Source organism: Fortiea sp. LEGE XX443, assembly GCF_015206815.1.
GTDB lineage: Bacteria > Cyanobacteriota > Cyanobacteriia > Cyanobacteriales > Nostocaceae > Nostoc_B.
This window is the reverse complement of record NZ_JADEXZ010000004.1, coordinates 94,043-113,659: the sequence shown is the minus strand read 5'-3', so window position 1 is coordinate 113,659 and position 19,617 is coordinate 94,043. Positions and strand designations below refer to the sequence as shown.

At 42.7% G+C, this 19,617-nt stretch carries 15 protein-coding genes and 1 pseudogene; 11 read left to right on the top strand and 5 right to left on the bottom strand.

Features of this window, described 5'->3' with window-relative positions; translation table 11 throughout:
- The first annotated feature begins 72 nt into the window (after positions 1–72).
- From IQ259_RS03260 to IQ259_RS03225, 8 genes are all read left to right on the top strand, one after another.
- The gene (locus tag IQ259_RS03260) at positions 73–1,302 is read left to right on the top strand and encodes a hypothetical protein (RefSeq protein ID WP_193880749.1); all 1,230 of its coding nucleotides are present in this window, start codon (positions 73–75) and stop codon (positions 1,300–1,302) included.
- Between the two features lie 84 nt (positions 1,303–1,386).
- The gene (locus IQ259_RS03255) at positions 1,387–2,094 is read left to right on the top strand and encodes a PspA/IM30 family protein (protein ID WP_193880747.1); all 708 of its coding nucleotides are present in this window, start codon (positions 1,387–1,389) and stop codon (positions 2,092–2,094) included.
- Between the two features lie 162 nt (positions 2,095–2,256).
- A complete protein-coding gene (locus IQ259_RS03250; RefSeq protein ID WP_193880744.1) occupies positions 2,257–3,045 on the top strand; it encodes a PspA/IM30 family protein in 789 nt (262 codons plus the stop codon).
- Positions 3,046–3,253: 208 nt separating this feature from the next.
- Positions 3,254–3,589, top strand: a complete 336-nt coding sequence (locus tag IQ259_RS03245; RefSeq protein ID WP_193880741.1) for a co-chaperone YbbN — start codon at positions 3,254–3,256, stop codon at positions 3,587–3,589.
- Positions 3,590–3,656: 67 nt separating this feature from the next.
- Positions 3,657–4,856: an LL-diaminopimelate aminotransferase gene (locus IQ259_RS03240; protein ID WP_193880738.1), complete on the top strand. Its 1,200-nt coding sequence runs from the start codon at positions 3,657–3,659 to the stop codon at positions 4,854–4,856.
- A 211-nt stretch (positions 4,857–5,067) separates the two neighbouring features.
- Positions 5,068–5,604, top strand: coding sequence for a hypothetical protein (locus IQ259_RS03235; protein WP_193880735.1), 537 nt, complete (start codon positions 5,068–5,070; stop codon positions 5,602–5,604).
- 215 nt (positions 5,605–5,819) lie between these two features.
- Positions 5,820–6,806 (top strand): NF038130 family PEP-CTERM protein, encoded by a 987-nt coding sequence (locus IQ259_RS03230; RefSeq protein WP_193880732.1) that lies wholly within the window; start codon positions 5,820–5,822, stop codon positions 6,804–6,806.
- A 402-nt stretch (positions 6,807–7,208) separates the two neighbouring features.
- Positions 7,209–8,225: a carboxylesterase gene (locus IQ259_RS03225; RefSeq protein WP_193880729.1), complete on the top strand. Its 1,017-nt coding sequence runs from the start codon at positions 7,209–7,211 to the stop codon at positions 8,223–8,225.
- A gap of 42 nt (positions 8,226–8,267) precedes the next feature.
- On the opposite strand, the gene IQ259_RS03220 is transcribed toward IQ259_RS03225, so the two are convergent.
- Positions 8,268–8,762 (bottom strand): ureidoglycolate lyase, encoded by a 495-nt coding sequence (locus tag IQ259_RS03220; RefSeq protein ID WP_193880725.1) that lies wholly within the window; start codon positions 8,760–8,762, stop codon positions 8,268–8,270.
- 79 nt (positions 8,763–8,841) lie between these two features.
- Between IQ259_RS03220 and IQ259_RS03215 the strand changes: the two are divergent.
- Positions 8,842–9,093: pseudogene (locus IQ259_RS03215) on the top strand (hypothetical protein); the annotation flags it as partial.
- A 179-nt stretch (positions 9,094–9,272) separates the two neighbouring features.
- On the opposite strand, the gene IQ259_RS03210 reads toward IQ259_RS03215, so the two are convergent.
- Together IQ259_RS03210 and IQ259_RS03205 are read right to left on the bottom strand one after the other, a co-directional pair.
- Entirely contained in the window at positions 9,273–9,965 is a 693-nt protein-coding gene (locus tag IQ259_RS03210) for an N-acetylmannosamine-6-phosphate 2-epimerase (RefSeq protein WP_193880722.1), read from the bottom strand.
- 55 nt (positions 9,966–10,020) lie between these two features.
- Positions 10,021–12,030, bottom strand: a complete 2,010-nt coding sequence (locus IQ259_RS03205; RefSeq protein WP_193880719.1) for a GAF domain-containing sensor histidine kinase — start codon at positions 12,028–12,030, stop codon at positions 10,021–10,023.
- Positions 12,031–12,167: 137 nt separating this feature from the next.
- On the opposite strand from IQ259_RS03205, the gene cobN reads away from it, so the two are divergent.
- Both cobN and IQ259_RS03195 read left to right on the top strand, forming a co-directional pair.
- A complete protein-coding gene (gene cobN, locus IQ259_RS03200; RefSeq protein WP_193880715.1) occupies positions 12,168–16,058 on the top strand; it encodes a cobaltochelatase subunit CobN in 3,891 nt (1,296 codons plus the stop codon).
- Between the two features lie 18 nt (positions 16,059–16,076).
- A complete protein-coding gene (locus IQ259_RS03195) occupies positions 16,077–17,228 on the top strand; it encodes a peptidoglycan-binding protein (RefSeq protein WP_193880711.1) in 1,152 nt (383 codons plus the stop codon).
- A 109-nt stretch (positions 17,229–17,337) separates the two neighbouring features.
- Here IQ259_RS03195 and IQ259_RS03190 read toward each other — a convergent pair whose 3' ends face one another.
- Together IQ259_RS03190 and sigC are read right to left on the bottom strand one after the other, a co-directional pair.
- Positions 17,338–17,793, bottom strand: a complete 456-nt coding sequence (locus IQ259_RS03190) for a Fur family transcriptional regulator (protein WP_193880708.1) — start codon at positions 17,791–17,793, stop codon at positions 17,338–17,340.
- A 346-nt stretch (positions 17,794–18,139) separates the two neighbouring features.
- Positions 18,140–19,390 carry an RNA polymerase sigma factor SigC gene (sigC, locus tag IQ259_RS03185; RefSeq protein WP_193880705.1) on the bottom strand — a complete coding sequence of 417 codons (1,251 nt, stop codon included), beginning with the start codon at positions 19,388–19,390 and terminating at the stop codon, positions 18,140–18,142.
- Between the last annotated feature and the right edge of the window lie 227 nt (positions 19,391–19,617).

Here is a 19,617-nt window from a genome sequence, read left to right as displayed (position 1 = left end):
GAAAATTTTCGCTAGTATTAGCACAAATTATCTAAAGTTAATCCAACACTCTAGGTTAGAGGCAGACAGGCAATGAGTCAAAACTCACCCATAGATTCCGGTATTCAATTATCTAAAACACCTGGGTTGAAGCCAGCACTAGCCGCCGCCTTGGCCAGTTTGGAAGTGCAGCTAGATCAAGAGTTGGCTAGATATCGTCGCTCACGTATAGCATCAAAGACAGCTTATCAGCCACGGGCAGCATATATTAGCACTCAACCTCAGGCAGTAACAGAAATAACTGCATTGGCAGGTAAAATTCAACTACCGATAATAGAAGTAGAAACCAGTATACCGCCTGCACCAGTAACAGAAGCGCCTCTAGAAAAATCAGCGGCCAAGACAGAGGCAGAACAAAAGCCTCAACAGCCATCTTCTACCGATTCGAGCCAAACACAAATTCCTTTACCATCGTCAAATTCTACTAGCAGTATAGTGCCTGCGGTTGCTAACGCTGCTCAAAGTGAAAATCTGATGTCGGCAAAGGAAACCCCTAGCCAGCCAGAAGATTACCTAGAATCAAGCGAAGCATTGCTTCGGAGTTTGACAGATGAACAACAACAAACAAAGCCACCCAGTAATTCTAATGATAGTCTGCTATCACCTTTAGGTATTGGCTCCATGTTGTTGTTGTTGTTGGCTAGTCTAACCTTGGGTTACATAGTATTTAATCCTAAAAGCTTGCCGCAGTTGAGTCTAGATAAAATATTCAACAGCAATTCCGCTTCTAGTGCCGATAGAACTCAGACTCAGGTAGAGGAAAACCCGCCTCAACCCCCAATCCAGACTGAACTTACACCTATACCCAAGTATCCAAATTTGGCTGCTAAAGAGTTTCCAGAACTTAAAAATCCTAACGATATAGTTGGCTTACAACCAAAAATTCCCTCAACTGCGATCGCACCTGTGAATCCGCCTGTGGTAATTCCCACACCAATCACGCCGCCAGTTATTAACCGATTACCAGAAGTGCAGCCAGTACAACCGCCTATCGCTACAGTACAACCTTCACCTGTGCCAACCATCACTCCACCACAGGTAAACGCCCAAATCAAACCAGCAGCAGATGGGTTCTATCATGTCGTGATGGATAATGAGGGCGATCGCTCTGTTGTTGCTATACGGCAAGTAGTTCCCGATGCTTATTTATCGCCCAACAAAAAACTTATTTATCTCGGTGCTTTAAAAACCCAAGAGCAAGTTCAAAAAAGATTACAAGAACTACAAGCCCAAGGAATTAAAGCGCGAGTGCAGCAGCCATGAGTGACAAAAATTTACGATAGGATGAGGAAAACATCTACAAAATGCTCTGCCTGTTGACTGGCAACACATGAATGGAGAGCCGACATGGAATTAATCAAGCGTATCCTGCGGGTGATTCTTGCTAACCTCAATAGTTTGATAGGCAGTGCAGAAGATCCAGAAAAAATTTTGGAACAAGCCGTCACAGAAATGCAAGATAATTTGGTGCGATTGCGACAGGGAGTAGCACAAGCCATCGCTACCCAAAAACGCACCGAACGTCAGGCAATTGCGGCCAACTCTACGGCTGAAGATTGGTATCGCCGCGCCCAATTGGCCCTGCAACAAGGCAATGAACTTTTAGCAAGGGAAGCTCTTACCAAGCGTCGCGCCTACCAAGAAACCGCTACATCCCTCTCCAATCAAATAGGGCAACAAACTGAAATTGTAGAGCGATTAAAGAAGGATATGCGATCGCTAGAAGTGAAGATTTCTGAAGCCAAAACCAAAAAAGATATGTATATTGCCCGCGCTCGTTCTGCGGAAGCATCTTCTCGACTCCAGGAAATGCTCAGTGGAGTCTCGGCTACCAGCAGTCTCAATGCTTTTGAGCGGATGGAAGAAAAGGTTTTCCAAATAGAAGCAAAGTCAGAAGCCATAGCCCAATTAGACAGTGATGACTTGCAAAAACAATTTGCCTCCCTAGAATCTGCCAACGATATTGATACGGAATTGGCAGCCATGAAAACCCAGGTGCTACATGAATCAGAAAACACACCGCCACAGCAATTACCTAAAGCTCAAGAGCCTTAAAAACTGGTCAATTGCTACAGCCAGGGTTTATCTTAACAATTAATAGGTGTCGGGACGTACCGAACCAAGCCGGAAAGATTACATTGAAATAAGAAACTATTAAATAGTAAAAACCTTAACCGTCCAACCAAGTACCTAGACTGCAAAAGGAAAAACAAAATTATGGGATTATTTGATCGCATTAAGCGAGTAGTCAGTGCAAATATCAACGACTTGGTAAATAAAGCTGAAGATCCAGAAAAAATGCTAGAGCAAGCCATCCTGGAAATGCAGGAAGACTTGGTACAGTTGCGCCAGGGTGTAGCGCAAGCGATCGCCGCCCAAAAACGTACTGAAAAACAGTACAATGATGCCCAAAATGAAATCAATAAATGGCAGCGTAACGCCCAACTGGCACTGCAAAAAGGTGATGAAAATCTAGCACGCCAAGCCCTAGAACGCAAAAAAACCTTCACTGAAACCGGCACAGCCCTCAAAACTAGCTTAGATCAGCAAAGTACTCAGGTTGAAACCCTCAAGCGCAACTTAATTCAGCTAGAAAGCAAAATTTCTGAAGCCAAAACCAAAAAAGAAATGCTCAAGGCGCGGATTACTACCGCCAAAGCTCAAGAGCAACTTGAAGGTATGGTGCGGGGAATGAATAGCAGCAGTGCAATGGCTGCTTTCGAGCGGATGGAAGAAAAAGTCCTGATGCAAGAAGCCCGCGCCCAGTCAGCAGCCGAATTAGCTGGTGCAGATTTAGAAAGCCAATTTGCCAAGCTAGAAGCCGGAAGCGACGTAGATGATGAATTGGCTGCTTTAAAGGCATCATTACTACCACCCGCAACTCCAGCCAATCAGAACTTACTACCACCAGAGCAAACCACTCCTTCCCAAACAACCCCTCCGCAATCCAATGAAGTGGTTGATGCTGAGTTGGAATCTTTACGCAAGCAACTAGATCAAATGTAAAATTTGTTGGATACTGATTTGAGCTAGTCCCACACCTGTTGGTTGTGGGATTTTGCATCATCAGTCGTCATTGGATAAGTACTGACTTTCCCTGCGCTTTCATGGAAACAATCAAAAATCTCTATGGACTATAAACTATGGTCTATTGACGACTTTGGGATAAAGTATTTTTTGTGCCAAGTATTGATGTCAACTAATGGAGACTGCCATGAGTAAGGGTGTAATCACCATCACTGATGCTGAGTTTGAAACCGAAGTGTTGAAATCTGAGCAGCCTGTATTAGTTTACTTTTGGGCTTCTTGGTGTGGCCCGTGTCAATTGATGTCGCCAATGATTAATCTAGCTGCTAATCAGTACAGCGATCGCCTAAAAGTTGTCAAAATGGAAGTTGACCCCAACCCAGTTTCTGTCAAACAGTACGGGGTAGAAGGTGTGCCAGCTTTAAGGCTAATTCAAGAGGGAAAATTATTAGAATCAACTGAGGGAGTTATTAGTAAAGATAAGTTACTCAGTCTGCTAGATACTCATTTAAATAAAAATTAGTCAATAGTCAATAGTCGATAGTATTGACTGTTGACTATTGGCTATTGACCATTGACCATTTACCAACATGCAATTTGCACAGCGTTTACAACCCCTGCAATCTAACGTGTTTGCTGATATGGATAGAGCTAAAGCCTCTGCTTTAGCCGCAGGGCGACAGTTAATTGATTTGTCACTGGGTTCATCTGATTTGCCCACAGAGGCGCACGTCCTTGAGGCGATCGCAAAATCTCTTTATGATCGTAGTACCCACGGTTATTTGTTATTCTACGGCACACAAGCATTTCGCCAAGCGGCGGCTGACTGTTATGAGCAAAAATTTGGCATCAAAGTAAATTCAGAAACAGAGGTGCTACCTCTAATTGGTTCCCAGGAAGGTACTGCTCACTTACCTCTAGCACTATTAAATCCTGGTGATTTTGCCTTATTACTTGATCCTGGTTATCCATCTCATGCAGGGGGAGTCTACTTAGCCAGTGGACAAATCTACCCCATGCCATTACTCGCAGAAAACGGTTTTTTACCAGTATTTGCTGATATTCCTGCCGCTGTTGTGGCCCAGTCGCGGATGATGGTATTGAGCTATCCGCATAATCCCACGGCAGCGATCGCTCCTTTATCTTTTTTCCAAGAAGCTGTGGCTTTTTGTCAGCAACACAATATTGTCTTAGTTCACGATTTCCCCTATGTAGATTTAGTATTTGAGGAAACTAGGGGAGTCGGGAATAGTTTTTCCCAGTCTCACTCTTTAGTACCGTCAATTCTGCAAGCTGATCCAGAAAAAAGCGTCTCCATTGAATTTTTCACTCTTTCTAAGTCTTACAACATGGGCGGCTTCCGCATTGGGTATGCCATTGGCAATGCTGAGTTAATCAAAGCTTTACGCCAAATCAAAGCCGCAGTAGATTTTAATCAGTATCGGGGAATTCTGCACGGAGCGATCGCTGCCCTCACTGGCTCACAAGCAGGAGTCACAAATACAGTCGCTACCTTCCGCCAACGGCGTGATGCTTTCGTCAACGCTCTACACCGCATTGGTTGGCAAGTTCCTATCCCTCAAGCCACAATGTATATTTGGGCTAAATTACCTTCTCCTTGGCAACAAAATTCTGTAGAATTTTGTACTCAGTTAGTTAAAAAAACTGGTGTAGCCGCTTCTCCTGGCGCTGGTTTTGGTAAATCTGGCGAAGGATATGTCCGTTTTGCTTTAGTGCATGAGCCACATTTGTTAGAAACTGCTGTTGAAAAAATTGCCGAGTTTCTCTAGCACAGGAAGGTAAAAGTTTTACTAACCTGTAATCTCTAGAACGCTGTACCAACGTAATTTATGAAGTCTTTATTTTAACGTTACAAAAATTTTATCGATTGCTACCTGCGCCAGAGTTTTTTACGATAAACTACAGAGAAAATACTGAAAAGTAACCGAGATTCTAAAATTTATCGGTGACAGTATATTCAGAAGTAATCAATACAGGTTCATGGTGAGTAGTATTGTAAAAATCAGCATTTATGCTACGTCTTTCGCAGTGATTAGCGTTTTGGGACAGCATCCTCTTTGGGCGTTCAGCAACACTTCATTACGAAATAACTCACCTCAAGCTACAGATACATCGAACTCGACAGAAAATGATTTGCTGCTACGCGCCGCCCGTAACATAGAAGTGATGAATTCAAAGCCTGAAGCCACTGAGGAAACAATTGACAGCACAAATCATTACTACAGCCCTAGCTTTATTCCTGAACAAACCTCCACTGTAAGTGCTGCGCCACTTTCAACTTACATTCATCCATACAGTAATAAGTGGACAAATCTTAGTAGTGCCTCGCCCCAGAAGCGCAAAGTGCCAGAACCTTCAGTAATGCTAGGATTGATAGCGATCGCAAGCTGGTTTGGCATCCAGCGCCAGACGAAAAAAGCTCAGTCCAAAAAGTCATATTCAATGAGTTGTAATATTAACAACATCTGTAAAATTGATCTTTTAGTAAAACTACTTAAAAAAACAGCAAAATATTAGTCATCTTTTTATTCAGAATCTACGACAGCTTTACCCAATCAAGTCTCCCAGTTTCCTAAACTGGATTGGTGTGCGTAACTACTAAACGTGGCTAAACGCTGGTTATTATTTTTACCAGCAATATTTCTAAAAAGCCAAAGCCTGTAGTCAGGCTAACCCAATTCCAGAAACAAAGACAGTATATAAAATTACCTCAAAACTGGCGGAGACAATAAATGAAAAGAACTTTCCAAACACTTGTAATTGGCGCTTCAATGGCTATCGGCGTGAGTGCGATCGCCTCTGCCCCAGTACAAGCTGGAACCATGACCAATGTCACTATAACTGGTAATGATTACACCAAGTACAATGCCAACGGAACAAATACATTCGTAGATGCAGGTGCTGATTTATCGACCATTTTAACTGGTGACAGCAACAGCCCCACTGGTAACGTTGAGCTATTTGCTAGTAGCGAAAAATCTCCCCTCTCCCCAACCTCAGCTGCAACTACCTTTACAGCACTGAAAAGTTTCTTAGATTACAGCCAAGTTACAACTTTGAGCGGTGAACTTAATGGCAAACAAATCTCTTTGAGCAGCTTAACAGCTACTGACTGGTTTGGTGGATCTGCCAGCAGCATCAGCACATCAATTAGCAGCGCCTTGACCATCGTAAATGCAAATGCTCGTGCATTTGCTTTGAACACAGCAATTGGTGGGCTTTATAATTCATCTAACTTGGCAACCCAGTGGTTTAGCACAACTTTATCCACTTACGGTATGACAGCTAACCAGACACTCTTTAACCAGTTTCTACTCGCAGGTGGATTTCAACGCTTCAGCGACCCTAACATTTCCTACGTCAACCAAAATGATACCACTGGTGAAATCAAAATTGGTTTAGCAGGCCACTATGATGCAGCAGCCCTTTTAGGATTGACACCCAAACCAAATAATCCATTACAAGTCAGCGAACTTGTCAAAGTTTCCTATAATGGTGGGCCAGATCAAATCCTTTACAGTTATCAAGCAACTGCATCTGGTTTAGTTGCAGCGGATGATGGCAAGTCTCACAATGGTAACTATGAACTGAAAATCCAAGGCGTACCCGTAGAAATTAAAACTTCAACTTCAGTACCAGAACCTTCGGTAGTACTTGGTATGTTGGGTGTTGCTGGAATCGTTGCTACGCAACGCAAGTTAAAAAAAGTATCAGGTTAAAACTCCAGTTCACAACTCAACAAATAAGTAAAGGAGCAACTATGCTCCTTTTTTTATATACTTATTTAGCCAAAATTTTTACCTCTGTATTCTCTTTACTGTCTCCCAACTAAATATTCGCCTAGCTGCATCAAACCGTATTGAGCCGTGAATATGCCGTAAATAGAGTATAAGAACCGTACAAAATTGCTATATGTAATCTGTTTTTCAGCGCAAAGTAGAGTATATTTTCTGAAGAAACAAGACAGCCTGATGTTAAAAAAGCAGGTACGTAACGGCTCCTTGTATTTTGGCGAAGGTATTGATTGACATAAGTCTTGAATATATCATCTGCCAGATTTGGGAGGCTGAACAATTTAAGACAATATTACGGATAGATGCAGAAGTAAGACAAATAACCAAATGACAGTGAGCATCCAAAAGACGGCAGATTTTCTTGAACTAGTTCATCAATCAGAGTCCAAATCTGGACTTAAGAATGCAGCTTGTAGTTCAAAATTCTTGGTTCATCCCTACCTCACATCAAAAGTTTGTCTCTTCTTGCATGGTTTCACAGCAGCCTCTTACCAATTTGAGCCGCTTGGCAAAGCTCTCTTCAATCAAGGGTACAACGTTCTGATTCCGCTACAACCTGGTCATGGACTTGCAGGTGACTGGAACCGCCAAACTCCACCACCACTACCAACAGACATTCAGACTTATCAACAATTTGTGCTGGAATGGTTGCAAGTTGCTAAAACATTAGGTGAAAAAGTCGTAGTCGGTGGTTTATCAACGGGTGGAACCTTAGCTGCTTGGTTAGCGTTAGAACATCCCCAGCAAATTGAACAAGCTTTGTTGTTCACGCCTTTTTTGGGCAGTCGTCATATATTATTTGATTGGTTGATGAAAACTTTGCCAATTTACTTTGAATGGTTCAACAAAGATGCACCTGGTAATTTTGGCTATAAAGGTTTTCGGATTCCAGCATTACGGATATTTCTGGAATTGGGAGAGAAGATTTTAGAACAGGCTCAAAGGAGAGTTTCTGCACCTGTGTTAATGGTGTGTAGTGAAGGCGATCGCGCTGTTAACCGCACTAAACAGCAAGATTTGTTTAAAATGATCCTCCGGCAGCAACCAAAATCTTGGTATTACTGCTTTGATGATTCGCTGCACATTGAACATCGGATGATGACCAAACTGGAAGATAATGATTATGAAGAATTGGTGATTACTCTCGCCAGCGCATTTGTTAATAGTGATTTAACTTGGATGCAGTTTCAGCAAATGGCAACTGAGATAGCACAGGGCAAGACTTCTGAGCAAATCAAGCAAAAATTAAACCTTGATAGTCAAGCTTGCCAACAACTATCTGCAATGATGACTCAAAATTTTGGTTGCGATCGCCTCAAGTGCATCAATCCATCTCAAGCATAGATAAGAAAGTGAGATGTGTTTAATTAACCGCATATGAATCACTTACACCATCTCAAAGTCTAACTGATGACTTTGGCGAAAATCATGGGTGAAATGATCTACCACGTTTGTATCAGCTAGTTCTAAATTATAAAAATCGACAACTTCATGATCAAAATAAGGCCCGGCGTGCCAAGTTCCCTCATTTAATTTAATAAAACAATTCCCAGGAATACGGAAAGCCGCAAGTTCTTCTAAAACTGGTTCATCCAATTCATTATGGGGAGGACACACTGCTATGAACCAATCCTTACCTTCTAAAGAACCTAAACATTGAGTACATTGTACATGACGAGTAATTTTATTAAATTTGCGTCCGCGCTTTTCTAGACGCATAATATAAAATCGCGGAGTACCATTTTGCAAATTTAATTGAGCATCTTCTGTATCAAAAGCCTTACCATCTGAACTGCCAAAAATCACCTGTCCATAACGCCGAAAATTTTCCGGTGTGATTAATTCTGCTTGTAATTGTTGGACTGTCTGTGAGGTACTCATAACATTAATAAATTACCATTCTAATTCTGGCGTTACAGAGATGGTTTCTTAGGAGAGGGATGAATTGAGATCATCTACTGTGCAATGTCCATACTGCGGAGCTACGGAAATTCTTAAGAACGGAAAGTGAAAAGGTAAACAAAATCACATTTGTGCCAAATGCGATCTCCAATTTATTGACTTTTATGAGCCGCTGAAAGGATATTCTGATGAAGTGAAACAAGAATGCTTAAAAATGTACCTTAACGGCATAGGTTTTCGTGGGATTGAACGAGTTAAAGGAGTGCAGACGCTCGCGGACTCGCTAACGCTTCGCTATCATACTACTATATCTTGCACGCCTTCATCGAAAAACTTTATGCTATTCCAGGACAGAAGAAATGCTGACATACTCAGTTAAATTATTACTTTATTATTTGAAGTATCACATTGTACCTGCATAAATTGATTCATTCTTTGATTCAGCAATGCCTTAATTTATATTAGGAACTCGTGAAATAGTATTCAGCATTACGCTTGATTTTGCATTGCTCGTCGATAGTTCTTCACTTGCAAATCAATACCAGTGATGGCATTCCCAACTACGACAGCATAAGCACCCAAATCTAAAGCATGACGCGCCATTTGTGGTGAAGAAACACCACCTTCACAAATCACAGGACTATCTAATTCCTGAACCATTTGCGTCAGAAGTTCCCAACTAGGCGGAGAGTCATTATTAGTTTTGGCCGTATAGCCGTAAAGAGTTGTCCCCACAATATCTGCACCTGCGATCGCGGCTGCTTTTGCCGCCTCAATTGTATCCACATCAGCCATGACTGGCTTACCTAATTCATGATGAATTCGGCTAATTATCTCTACCACTGTCTCATTACCTGGACGATGCCTAGTCGTCGCATCGATCGCAATTATATTGGCTCCAGCTTGAGCGACAGCAGCCGCATGATGAAACTGTGGTGTAATGTATACATCATATCCAGGAATGATTTGCTTCCATAAACCAATAATCGGAACTTTTACTCGCTCTCGCACTGCGCTGATATGAAGTGGCGTATCTATCCGTACACCAACGGCACCATTATTAACAGCAGCCTGAGCCATTGCAGCAATAATTATTGGTTCATTCAGAGGTGAACTAACAGGCGCTTGGCACGATACAATTAGTCCTTTTTTTAAGGTATTAATTGAGTAGTCATTTGTCATTTGTCAATAGTCAAAAAATCAATATCTTTCTTTACTCAGCACGCCTTGCGCCCCGCTACGCTAACAGCACTCTGACTAACTGAGCAGGTATCCAGACAGTAAAAATGGAGCCAATACCCACAGTGGATTCTACTTCAATCCGACCGCGATGCAGTTCTACAAGTTGTTTAGTTAAAGCCAAACCAAGTCCCGTACCTTCATAGCGGCGACGATAGGGTGTATCGAGTTGCTGAAATTTCTCAAACATCAGTGGTAATTGCTCTTCAGAAATGCCAATTCCCGTATCTTCAATTTGAAAAATCGCAGTATTATCTTCTACCCAAATTCGCAGAGTGACGCTGCCACCTTCAGGAGTAAATTTAATCGCATTGGTTAACAAATTCCAGAGGATTTGTTCTATGCGCTCACCATCAGCACAAAAGCGATCGCGCCGTGGGTCAATTTGTAAATCAAGTTTAAGATTGACTTGTTTTTTAGTTGCCTTATCTAATAATGCAGCAATAGCATTTTCTGCCATACTTGCCAAAGAAAATTCATTAATATTTAAAACAGTTTTACCAGCCTCGATTTGTGATAAATCAAGGATGTCATTAATCATTTCTAATAAATGTTCTCCACTGTCGTGGATTGTTTGCAGATAATCTCGCTGTCTTTGACTCAACTCACCTAAAGGCCAGCGCAACAACGTAGAAGACATACCAATAACATAAGTTAAAGGCGTGAGTAATTCATGACTGATGGTAGCGAGAAATTCGTTGCGTAAACGACTAGCAGCTTCAGCCGCTAATAAGGCATCACGTAGAGCTATTGTCCTCTCAAGCACCCGCTGTTCCAGAGTTTGTTTTTCTTGAGTTAGCGATCGCATTAACTCAGATTGATGAATAGCGATCGCTAATTGTTCTGCAATGGAATTCAGTAAATTTTTCTCATTTTCATTCCATTGGCGCGGACTGTCACACTGATGTGCAATCAACAATCCCCAGAGTTTTTCTTCAAACATAATTGGTGCTGCTAATTTTGCTCTGACACGGCTGGTTCGGAGAAAATTTAGCAAACACTCTTCTAGCCCATAAGTTTTTTCGACATCATTCACCACTAAGGTAAAACCTTGGCGATATTTTTCCCAACAAGCTGAGGTTCGGATAAAGCAATTTTTTTCTTGGTAATGTAATACCGAAGGGATATTATCTGTACCTCTAGCTTCATAGACGATGCAACCCCCTTCTTTTTGCCAGTCTTGGATTGGGGGTTGAGCCGAATTTTGTCCGTTAATTGTTGAGTTTTGGGGATTGACCTTTGACCCCTCAAATTTATATATTACTAACCTGTCTAATTCCAAAAAATCTCGCACTTGTGCGATCGCCGTTGCCATAATTACTGGCAAATCTAAGCTTTTGCGGATTTTGGTTGTAACTTGATTTAATAGTCGCTCTTGAAAAATTTGTTTTTTTAAGGCATTTTCCATCGCCTGAAAGATAGAATCATCACTTTGATTTACACTGATATATTCGGTGACTATCTCATTATTTTGTGGAAGGAGATATTCTAACAACAACAGTGTAAATTTGCTTTGAAGCGTAGCATCGTTAGGGTGCAAAATTTGAATGTAGTGTGACAAATTTTGATAAGTATCAGAATCACTCACAAACAAATCTTTCAATTCCAAAAGAAAGGAGGCGATCGCTTCTGAATTAAAAGTCAACTTACTACTCACGGCTGTTAGCGGTAGCGGGAGTTGAGCAGCCTGCTGTAGACGCTTCTGCGGCTTACCGTAGGGTTGAGCTATCCCCGTAAGCGGATTGGTGTTGCTGAGTTCTGAATATTCTTCTTGACACCCCTGCTCCAAGTTTCCTCGCAAAAGCACACTAAAATGCTCAGAAACCACTACAGTGAATCTTTGGTTTTGCCATTCCTTGGGTATATAAATTCTCGCCAATACTGCTTCTGTTAGTACTAACCCAGTGTTTCCCAAAGATGAAGCCATTTGCTGCAACAATTCCCCAAGCTGATTAAATACAGCTAAAGGCAAATTTCGAGAAAAGCTCAAATCAGGGGAACTAAGCATTTTCAATGATTTAGTGAGAGGGGTTGAGAAGCCAGCGCATTGAACAGATTATCTATGCTGTAGCAACTGGCCATGCTAGGCTGAAATGTTTTTTTAATTATCTTCTAACCAACAGTTTAAGACGCTAAGGCAGGATTATGCATCGTATACATGCTAAATCAGTCGGATGGAATCAGTCAGAAGGGTTAATTTTTGTAGAACAAACTCCAGCACCATTTGTATTTATTACAGCTGCGGATACTGACATTCAAACTTTGGCAGTTGCAGTCAGCAAATTACCAATAAATTTTCCTGCATTAAGAGTAGCTAATTTATTGCAATTACAACAGCAAATAAGTATTGATTCTTATGGTGAGCAAGTTTTGGAACTTGCCGAGGTAATTATTTTACGTCTCTTAGGAGGACGTTCATACTGGGCTTATGGTTTAGAAGTTGTGCAGGAAATTGTACAACGTAACGGCGCAACTCTAATTGTTATGCCAGGAGATGACGCGCTTGATCCCGAATTAGTTTCTCAGTCTACAGTATCTGTCAATATTGTTAACCAAGTATGGCAGTATTTTAGCGAAGGTGGAGCAGATAATTTTGTTAATGCTCTCAAATTTATCTCGGATACTTGCTTAGACACTTCATTTAATCCCCTACCACCACAAGTAGTTCCCCGTGTCGGGTTGTATGAATGGGGAGAAAAGAGGCAAAGGAGACAAGGAGCAGGGAGCAGAGGGGAAGAACTTACCGTGAACCCTCCCTCCCTACCTCCAGCCCAGTTTCTCAAAGTTGGCATTTTGTTCTACCGCGCTCATTATCTATCAGGAAACACTAAGGTGATTGATGCTTTATGTGCAGCCTTAGTTCGGAGAAATTTACAACCTGTTCCAGTTTTTGTGTCTTCCCTACGTGATCCCACGGTTCAAGCCGAATTGAGCGAATTTTTCCAGCCCAAAGATGTAGAGCAAATAGCCGTACTGTTGAATACCACTAGTTTTTCACTGGCGCGATTGGACACAGAAATACCCCAAACAGAACTTTGGCAGCAATTAGATGTGCCAGTTTTACAGGTAATTCTTAGTGGTGGCTCTATTGAGCAATGGGAATCACAGTCCCAAGGTTTATCTCCCCGTGATATTGCGATGAATGTGGCGCTACCAGAGGTTGACGGGCGAATTATTAGCCGCGCGGTATCCTTCAAAGCTTTGCAAACGCGCAATCCTCAGCTAGAAACAGATGTAGTCGTTTATGAACCAGTGAGCGATCGCATTGAGTTTGTCGCTCAACTCGCAGCTAATTGGGTAAGCCTGCGTTCTAAACTGCCCCAAGAACGGCGAATTGCCCTAATTTTGGCTAATTACCCCAACCGCGACGGTCGTCTCGCCAACGGTGTAGGTTTAGATACACCAGCTAGTTGTGTGGAAATTCTCAAAGCTATGCAACTTGCTGGCTATCAAGTGGATAACCTACCAGCCGATGGCAACGAGTTAATTCAACGCCTTACTGATGGTGTAACAAATGATCCCGAAGCTAGAGAATTGCGCCCAGTTCACCAGAGTCTTTCTAGTGAAGAGTATGAAGAATACTTTGCTTCCTTACCGGAATCAGTCAAGCAAGGCATATATGAACGCTGGAAAGTAGTTACTGAAGAAGTATCTTCCCAATCCCCAACTCCTATTCCTGGAATTCAACTTGGCAACATTTTCATCGGTATTCAGCCATCACGAGGCTATGATCTTGACCCTAGTTTGAATTATCATGCACCAGATTTAGAGCCAACACATGCTTATTTAGCTTTTTATTACTGGGTTAGAGAATGTTTTGGCGCGGATGCTGTTGTACACGTAGGCAAACATGGCAATCTCGAATGGCTCCCTGGTAAAAGTTTGGCTTTATCTAGCAGTTGTTACCCCGAAGTTGCCTTAGGCGCAATGCCTCACTTGTACCCATTTATTGTCAACGATCCTGGTGAAGGTTCCCAAGCCAAACGCCGCACCCAAGCCGTGATTATCGACCACCTCACACCGCCAATGACCCGTGCAGAACTCTATGGCGCTTTACAACAATTAGAAAATTTAATTGATGAATTTTACGAAGCCGAAAGTTTAGACCCTTCAAGATTACCAGCTATCCGCGATCGCATCCGTGAATTAGTTATCAAAGAAAACCTCCATCTAGATTTAGGACTAGAAAACAAAGAAGCAATTTTCAATTTTGAACTATCAATTTTAAACTCATTAGATGGCTATCTTTGTGAATTGAAAGAAGCCCAAATCCGCGATGGTTTGCATATTTTTGGGCAATGTCCCCAAGGAACACAACTACGAGATTTAATCGTTGCGATCGCCCGTATCCCTAACCGCCATTCTATAGGCATCACCCGCGCCTTAGCCCAAGCCTGGAACCTGGATATAGACCCCCTCACTGACAACTTTAGCACCCTCTTCACCCCTCCCGAATCCCATTTTGCACCTCTGCATCTACAATCCTGTCGCACCATCGGCGATGTCGTCGAACTCCTAGAACAACACGCCGCCGAACTAGTCCAACAACTCCCCCACTCAGCACTCACACTTCGACTACGCTCAGTGAATAACACTCAGCACGGGCTAAACGCCCCGCTACCGCTAACAGCACTTAGCACTTCTCTTGACTGGATAAATTCAAAACTCCTGCCCTCCCTCCAACAAACCCACCAAGAAATTACCCATTTACTGCACGGGCTTGATGGCGGATACGTCCCCAGCGGTGCTTCTGGCGCACCTACACGCGGCAGGCCAGAAGTTCTACCCACAGGCAAAAACTTTTACTCAGTAGATATCCGTGCCTTACCCACAGAAACAGCTTGGGATGTTGGCAGAAAAGCAGCCGAGAACCTAATTGAATCCTATACTCAAGAACATGGTGAGTATCCCAAAACACTAGGCTTATCTTTGTGGGGTACAGCTACAATGCGGACTGGTGGTGATGACATTGCCGAAGCTTTAGCATTGATGGGTGTGCGGCCTGTATGGGATGGTGCTGCGCGGCGAGTCGTAGATTTTGAGATTTTGCCACTGACCATTTTGAGTCGTCCCCGCGTAGATGTCACCTTAAGAATTTCTGGATTTTTCCGAGATGCTTTCCCCAACTTAATTGATTTATTTGAGCAAGCAGTCATAGCCGTCGCTGCTTTAAATGAGCCTGTAGAACAAAATCCCTTGGCGGTGCAAGTTCAGCAAGATACACAGTACTGGATAGAGCAAGGTTTAACCCAGGAAGCGGCGATAATGCGATCGCGCTATCGTATTTTTGGCTCACAACCAGGCGCTTACGGTGCAGGACTCCAAGGTTTAATCGAATCGCAAAACTGGACTGATGACCAAGATTTAGCCCGTGCTTATATCAACTGGAGTTGTTACGCCTACACCAGTGCTAGTTTTACTCAAGATAAGAAAGAACTCACAGGAATTGCTGCACCAGAAGCATTTGAGCAACGCTTACAGCAAATGCAAATTGTTTTGCACAACCAAGATAACCGCGAACATGATCTGCTTGATTCTGATGATTATTATCAATTTCAAGGTGGTTTAACAGCAGCAGCCCGTTCTCTTCAAGGCAAAAACCCACAAATTTACTTTGGTGACAATTCCATTCCATCTCATCCCCGCATCCGCCAACTCAAAGAAGAAATTGCGCGAGTTTATCGTTCTCGCGTGATTAATCCTAAGTGGATTGCAGGAGTCATGCGCCACGGTTACAAAGGTGCGTTTGAAATGTCAGCAACTGTTGATTTTTTATTCGCCTACGATGCAACGACCAAATGCGTAGAAGACCACATGTATCAAGGGATAGCACAGTCTTATTTATTTGATACAGATGTTTTGCAATTTATTCAGTACAATAATCCTCATGCGTTGCGTGATATTGCTGAAAGATTACTAGAAGCACACAAGCGCGGTTTATGGGAGGATGTAGATATAACGACAATAGAAGATTTAAGAAACTTAGTACATCAAGCCGAAGCAACCATCGAAGAAAAATACATTCCAGATAAATAATTGGTGTAGGAATCAACTATGGACAACCTTGCATATTTGCATCTAGCTTTCGCCTACGAAGACTGTGAATCCAGTGAACTGGTGTCGCTGAGTGCTTTGTTAGACAAAGCATCTGCGCCAGACTGGAGAAAGCTTTCTGGTAAGGCTTGGAAGTATATGTTACCTCTGGCTCTTACCTTGTCTATTCTCAGTAGTGTTAATAGTGTCTTGGCTCTGGAAAGAGGCGATCAAGGCCCTTCTGTCAGAAACCTGCAACAAAAGTTGCAACAATCAGGTTTTTATCAAGCTCCCATAACCCAAGTCTACGATTTTCCCACAGAAGAAGCCGTCAGACGCTTCCAACAAGCCGCCGGGTTACCAATTGACGGCATGGTAGGGGCAAGCACGCTGCAAAAATTAGATAACTGGCGCAAGTCAGCTGCAAACGACCAACCTAAAAAACCCACGGTTGTGCGTACACAAGCCCAAACAACCACAGTGGCAGCTGCGAGTACACCAGCCAGAAAAACCACCCCACAAGCAACTAAACGCAACGATCCTCAATACTTAGCCAAAGGCGATGAAGGGGAAGAGGTCAGGATTCTGCAAGAACGGTTGCGGGTGGCAGGTTATTATTACGGAAATGCCACAGGTATATTTGGCCCAATTACCGAAGAATCTGTCAAGCGTTTCCAAGATGCTTATAAATTAAGCGTTGATGGGATTGTTGGCCCTGCGACACTTGGCAAGCTGCCACAAAGGGGCGTAGGTTTTGGTGAAGATACCGCGCCAAAACGAGCGGCGGATAGAGATAATCTTCGCATGGGCGATCGCGGTGAAGCAGTTAGAGTTCTACAAGAACAATTAATCAAAGCGGGATATCTACAGGGAGAACCAAACGGATACTTTGGTTCTTATACCTCAGATGCTGTACGTCGCTTCCAAGGAGACAATTTCTTAGCAGCAAGTGGCATTGCAGGCCCCACTACCAGAGCTAAGTTATATGGCAAGGTTAACAATGCACCTAAAAGTGATTTTAGTGTTTTGGAGATCCAACGACGACTCAGAGACAAGGGCTTTTATAAAGGAAAGCTAAACGGTGTCATGGCAAATGATACAAGAAAAGCAATTAAGCAAGCCCAAGAATTTTATGGTGTCAGTCTCAGCGATATTAGAAGCGGACGCTTTTAGCATCCGCTTCGGTTTGTCAATGTGAATCCCCAATAGATTGCTTACCTCCGATAACTGCTCAAACTACTGACTAATTTGAGTAACATCATTAGTTGATCCTGCCCCAGTGCTAAAGCGGCATTAATGCCCGTTGGCACTTGGGGCATACTGCATGAATTGTCATTTGACAGTCGAGGAGATGAAACCCTTCTTTTTGAGCAGTTTTTGCACCAATTTTTAAAATTGAATCATTTTTAAATTCAATCGTGGTGTTGCATCTCACACAAATCAAATGGTGGTGATGGTGGGGGTAAGGCTGGTTAATTTCGTAATGCTTATGTCCCTCCCCCAATTCTAATTCCCGCAAAATTCCCATGCGTGCCATCAGCTTCAGCGTCCGATAGATAGTGGAAAGGCTAATCCCTTCACCGTCCGTTTCTAAACGATGATACAAATCCTCCGCACTTAGGTGTTCACCTTGCGGAAGTTCCTGAAAAATGTGTAGAATTACTTCGCGTTGGGGAGTTAAACGCCAGCCTCTTTCGTTTAATTCTGCTTTGAGTGAAGTGGTTGTGTAAACTGTCATACTAATTTTTCTCAACAAAGCCTATTAGTTGAGAATATAACAAATGTTGTGAGCAATTTGCAACAATCGTAGCTTATTGACAATGTTTGTTAAATGCTCAAAGCTAGTTAATAAAATTCTTGTAGCAATGCTAAAGTAGCGATCGCCATCCTCAAGCCATATTTAAAAGTAGGGGACTAAAGGGAAGTTTTTACTAGCTGCAAAAGATTGCTTATAAGCTTGAGAAAGATTTTAGCCGAGGCGATCAAAACAATTTTTTGTTACAAAATGATTAGTCTAAAGTCAACAATCTATAGTTAAAATTTTGTTTGCTATTGATCATTGACTCTTGACCATTGACTACTCACTAAGTCAAAGACTCTAAATAGTCGCGGATGAGGTTGCGGCGCTTGGGTTGACGCAGTTTTTGCAAAGCTTTAGATTCAATTTGGCGTACCCGTTCCCGTGATAAATCAAGGGCGCGTCCAATTTCTGCTAAAGAGTAAGGATGACCATCTGCTAAACCAAACCGCATCAAAATTACATCCCGTTCGCGGCTAGTTAAATCAGCTAACAGATTTTGCAAGTCTCTTTGTAGAGATTCTCGCATCAACATTTCTTCTGGAGTAACACTGTCAGTTTCCAGTAATTCCCCTAACTCAGTATCTTTATCTTTGCCGACTTTGGTTTCTAAAGAAACGGAACGGGGTACTCTTAACAACACTTCTCTAACTTGAGATGGTGTCATTTCTAACTCAATTGCCAAATCTTCTAAGGTAGGAGTCCGACCTTTTTCTTGAGCAATTTTGCGTTGCGCTTTCTTAATTTTGTTTAATTTTTCTGTAATATGGACAGGGAGGCGAATGGTGCGACTAGAAGTTGCGATCGCTCTTGTAATCCCTTGGCGAATCCACCAGTAAGCATAGGTACTAAAGCGATAACCCTTAGTAGGATCAAATTTTTCTACGGCTCTTTCTAAGCCGAGAGTGCCTTCTTGAACTAAATCCAGTAATTCCAAACCGCGATTTTGATATTTCTTGGCAACAGAAACCACAAGGCGCAGGTTCGCCTTAATCATGTGTTCTTTGGATTGCAATCCTTGGGATTGAATTTGCTCCAGTTCTTCTACTGTAATTTTGGCAATTTCAGCCCAACGGCGCTTACCTTGTGACAAAATCGGCTTTAGATCCGCTACATTGACACCCGCAGTAGAAGCCCATCTTTCTAAAGACGGACGATGGCCTAGTTCAGAGGCTAGACGTTCCTGAACTTCAATTAATCGCAGATAGGGACTAACTACAGCATCACCTTGCTTGGCAGCATTGGCAAGTACTGTCCGCATCCGTAGGTAGCGCTGGACTTTTTGAGCTTCTGAAACTTCTTCATCACGCCCCAACAACCGGACTCGGCCAATTTCCTGAAGATATAGACGTACGAGATCCGTACTACGACGGTTAGCATTTGCACCAAAACTGGCAGGGTCAACGGAGACTATCTCCAAATCCTGGAGATCCTCGACTGACAAATCACCGTCGTCAACCGTAAGATCCGGGTCTAAAACCTGGCGGGACTTTTGGGAATTGTAGGCGGCATCCGGGTAAAAAGATGTTGCTGGCATATCGTCTCAATGGCTCCAGGTAACAATAGATTACGGTGAGTCAGCGCTACTAGAGGGTTTCCCCGACCTAGGCGACTGCAAACCCGAAGGGTCAGCTAATCAAAATCAACTGTTGCTATTGTTCCCGTGATTCTAGATGAAATAACACGGTTGAGGATTCCAATACAATTTTTTTTCAAAAACTGCACTGGTGTTTCCAACATTAAATGCCGAAATGCTCCGGCTGC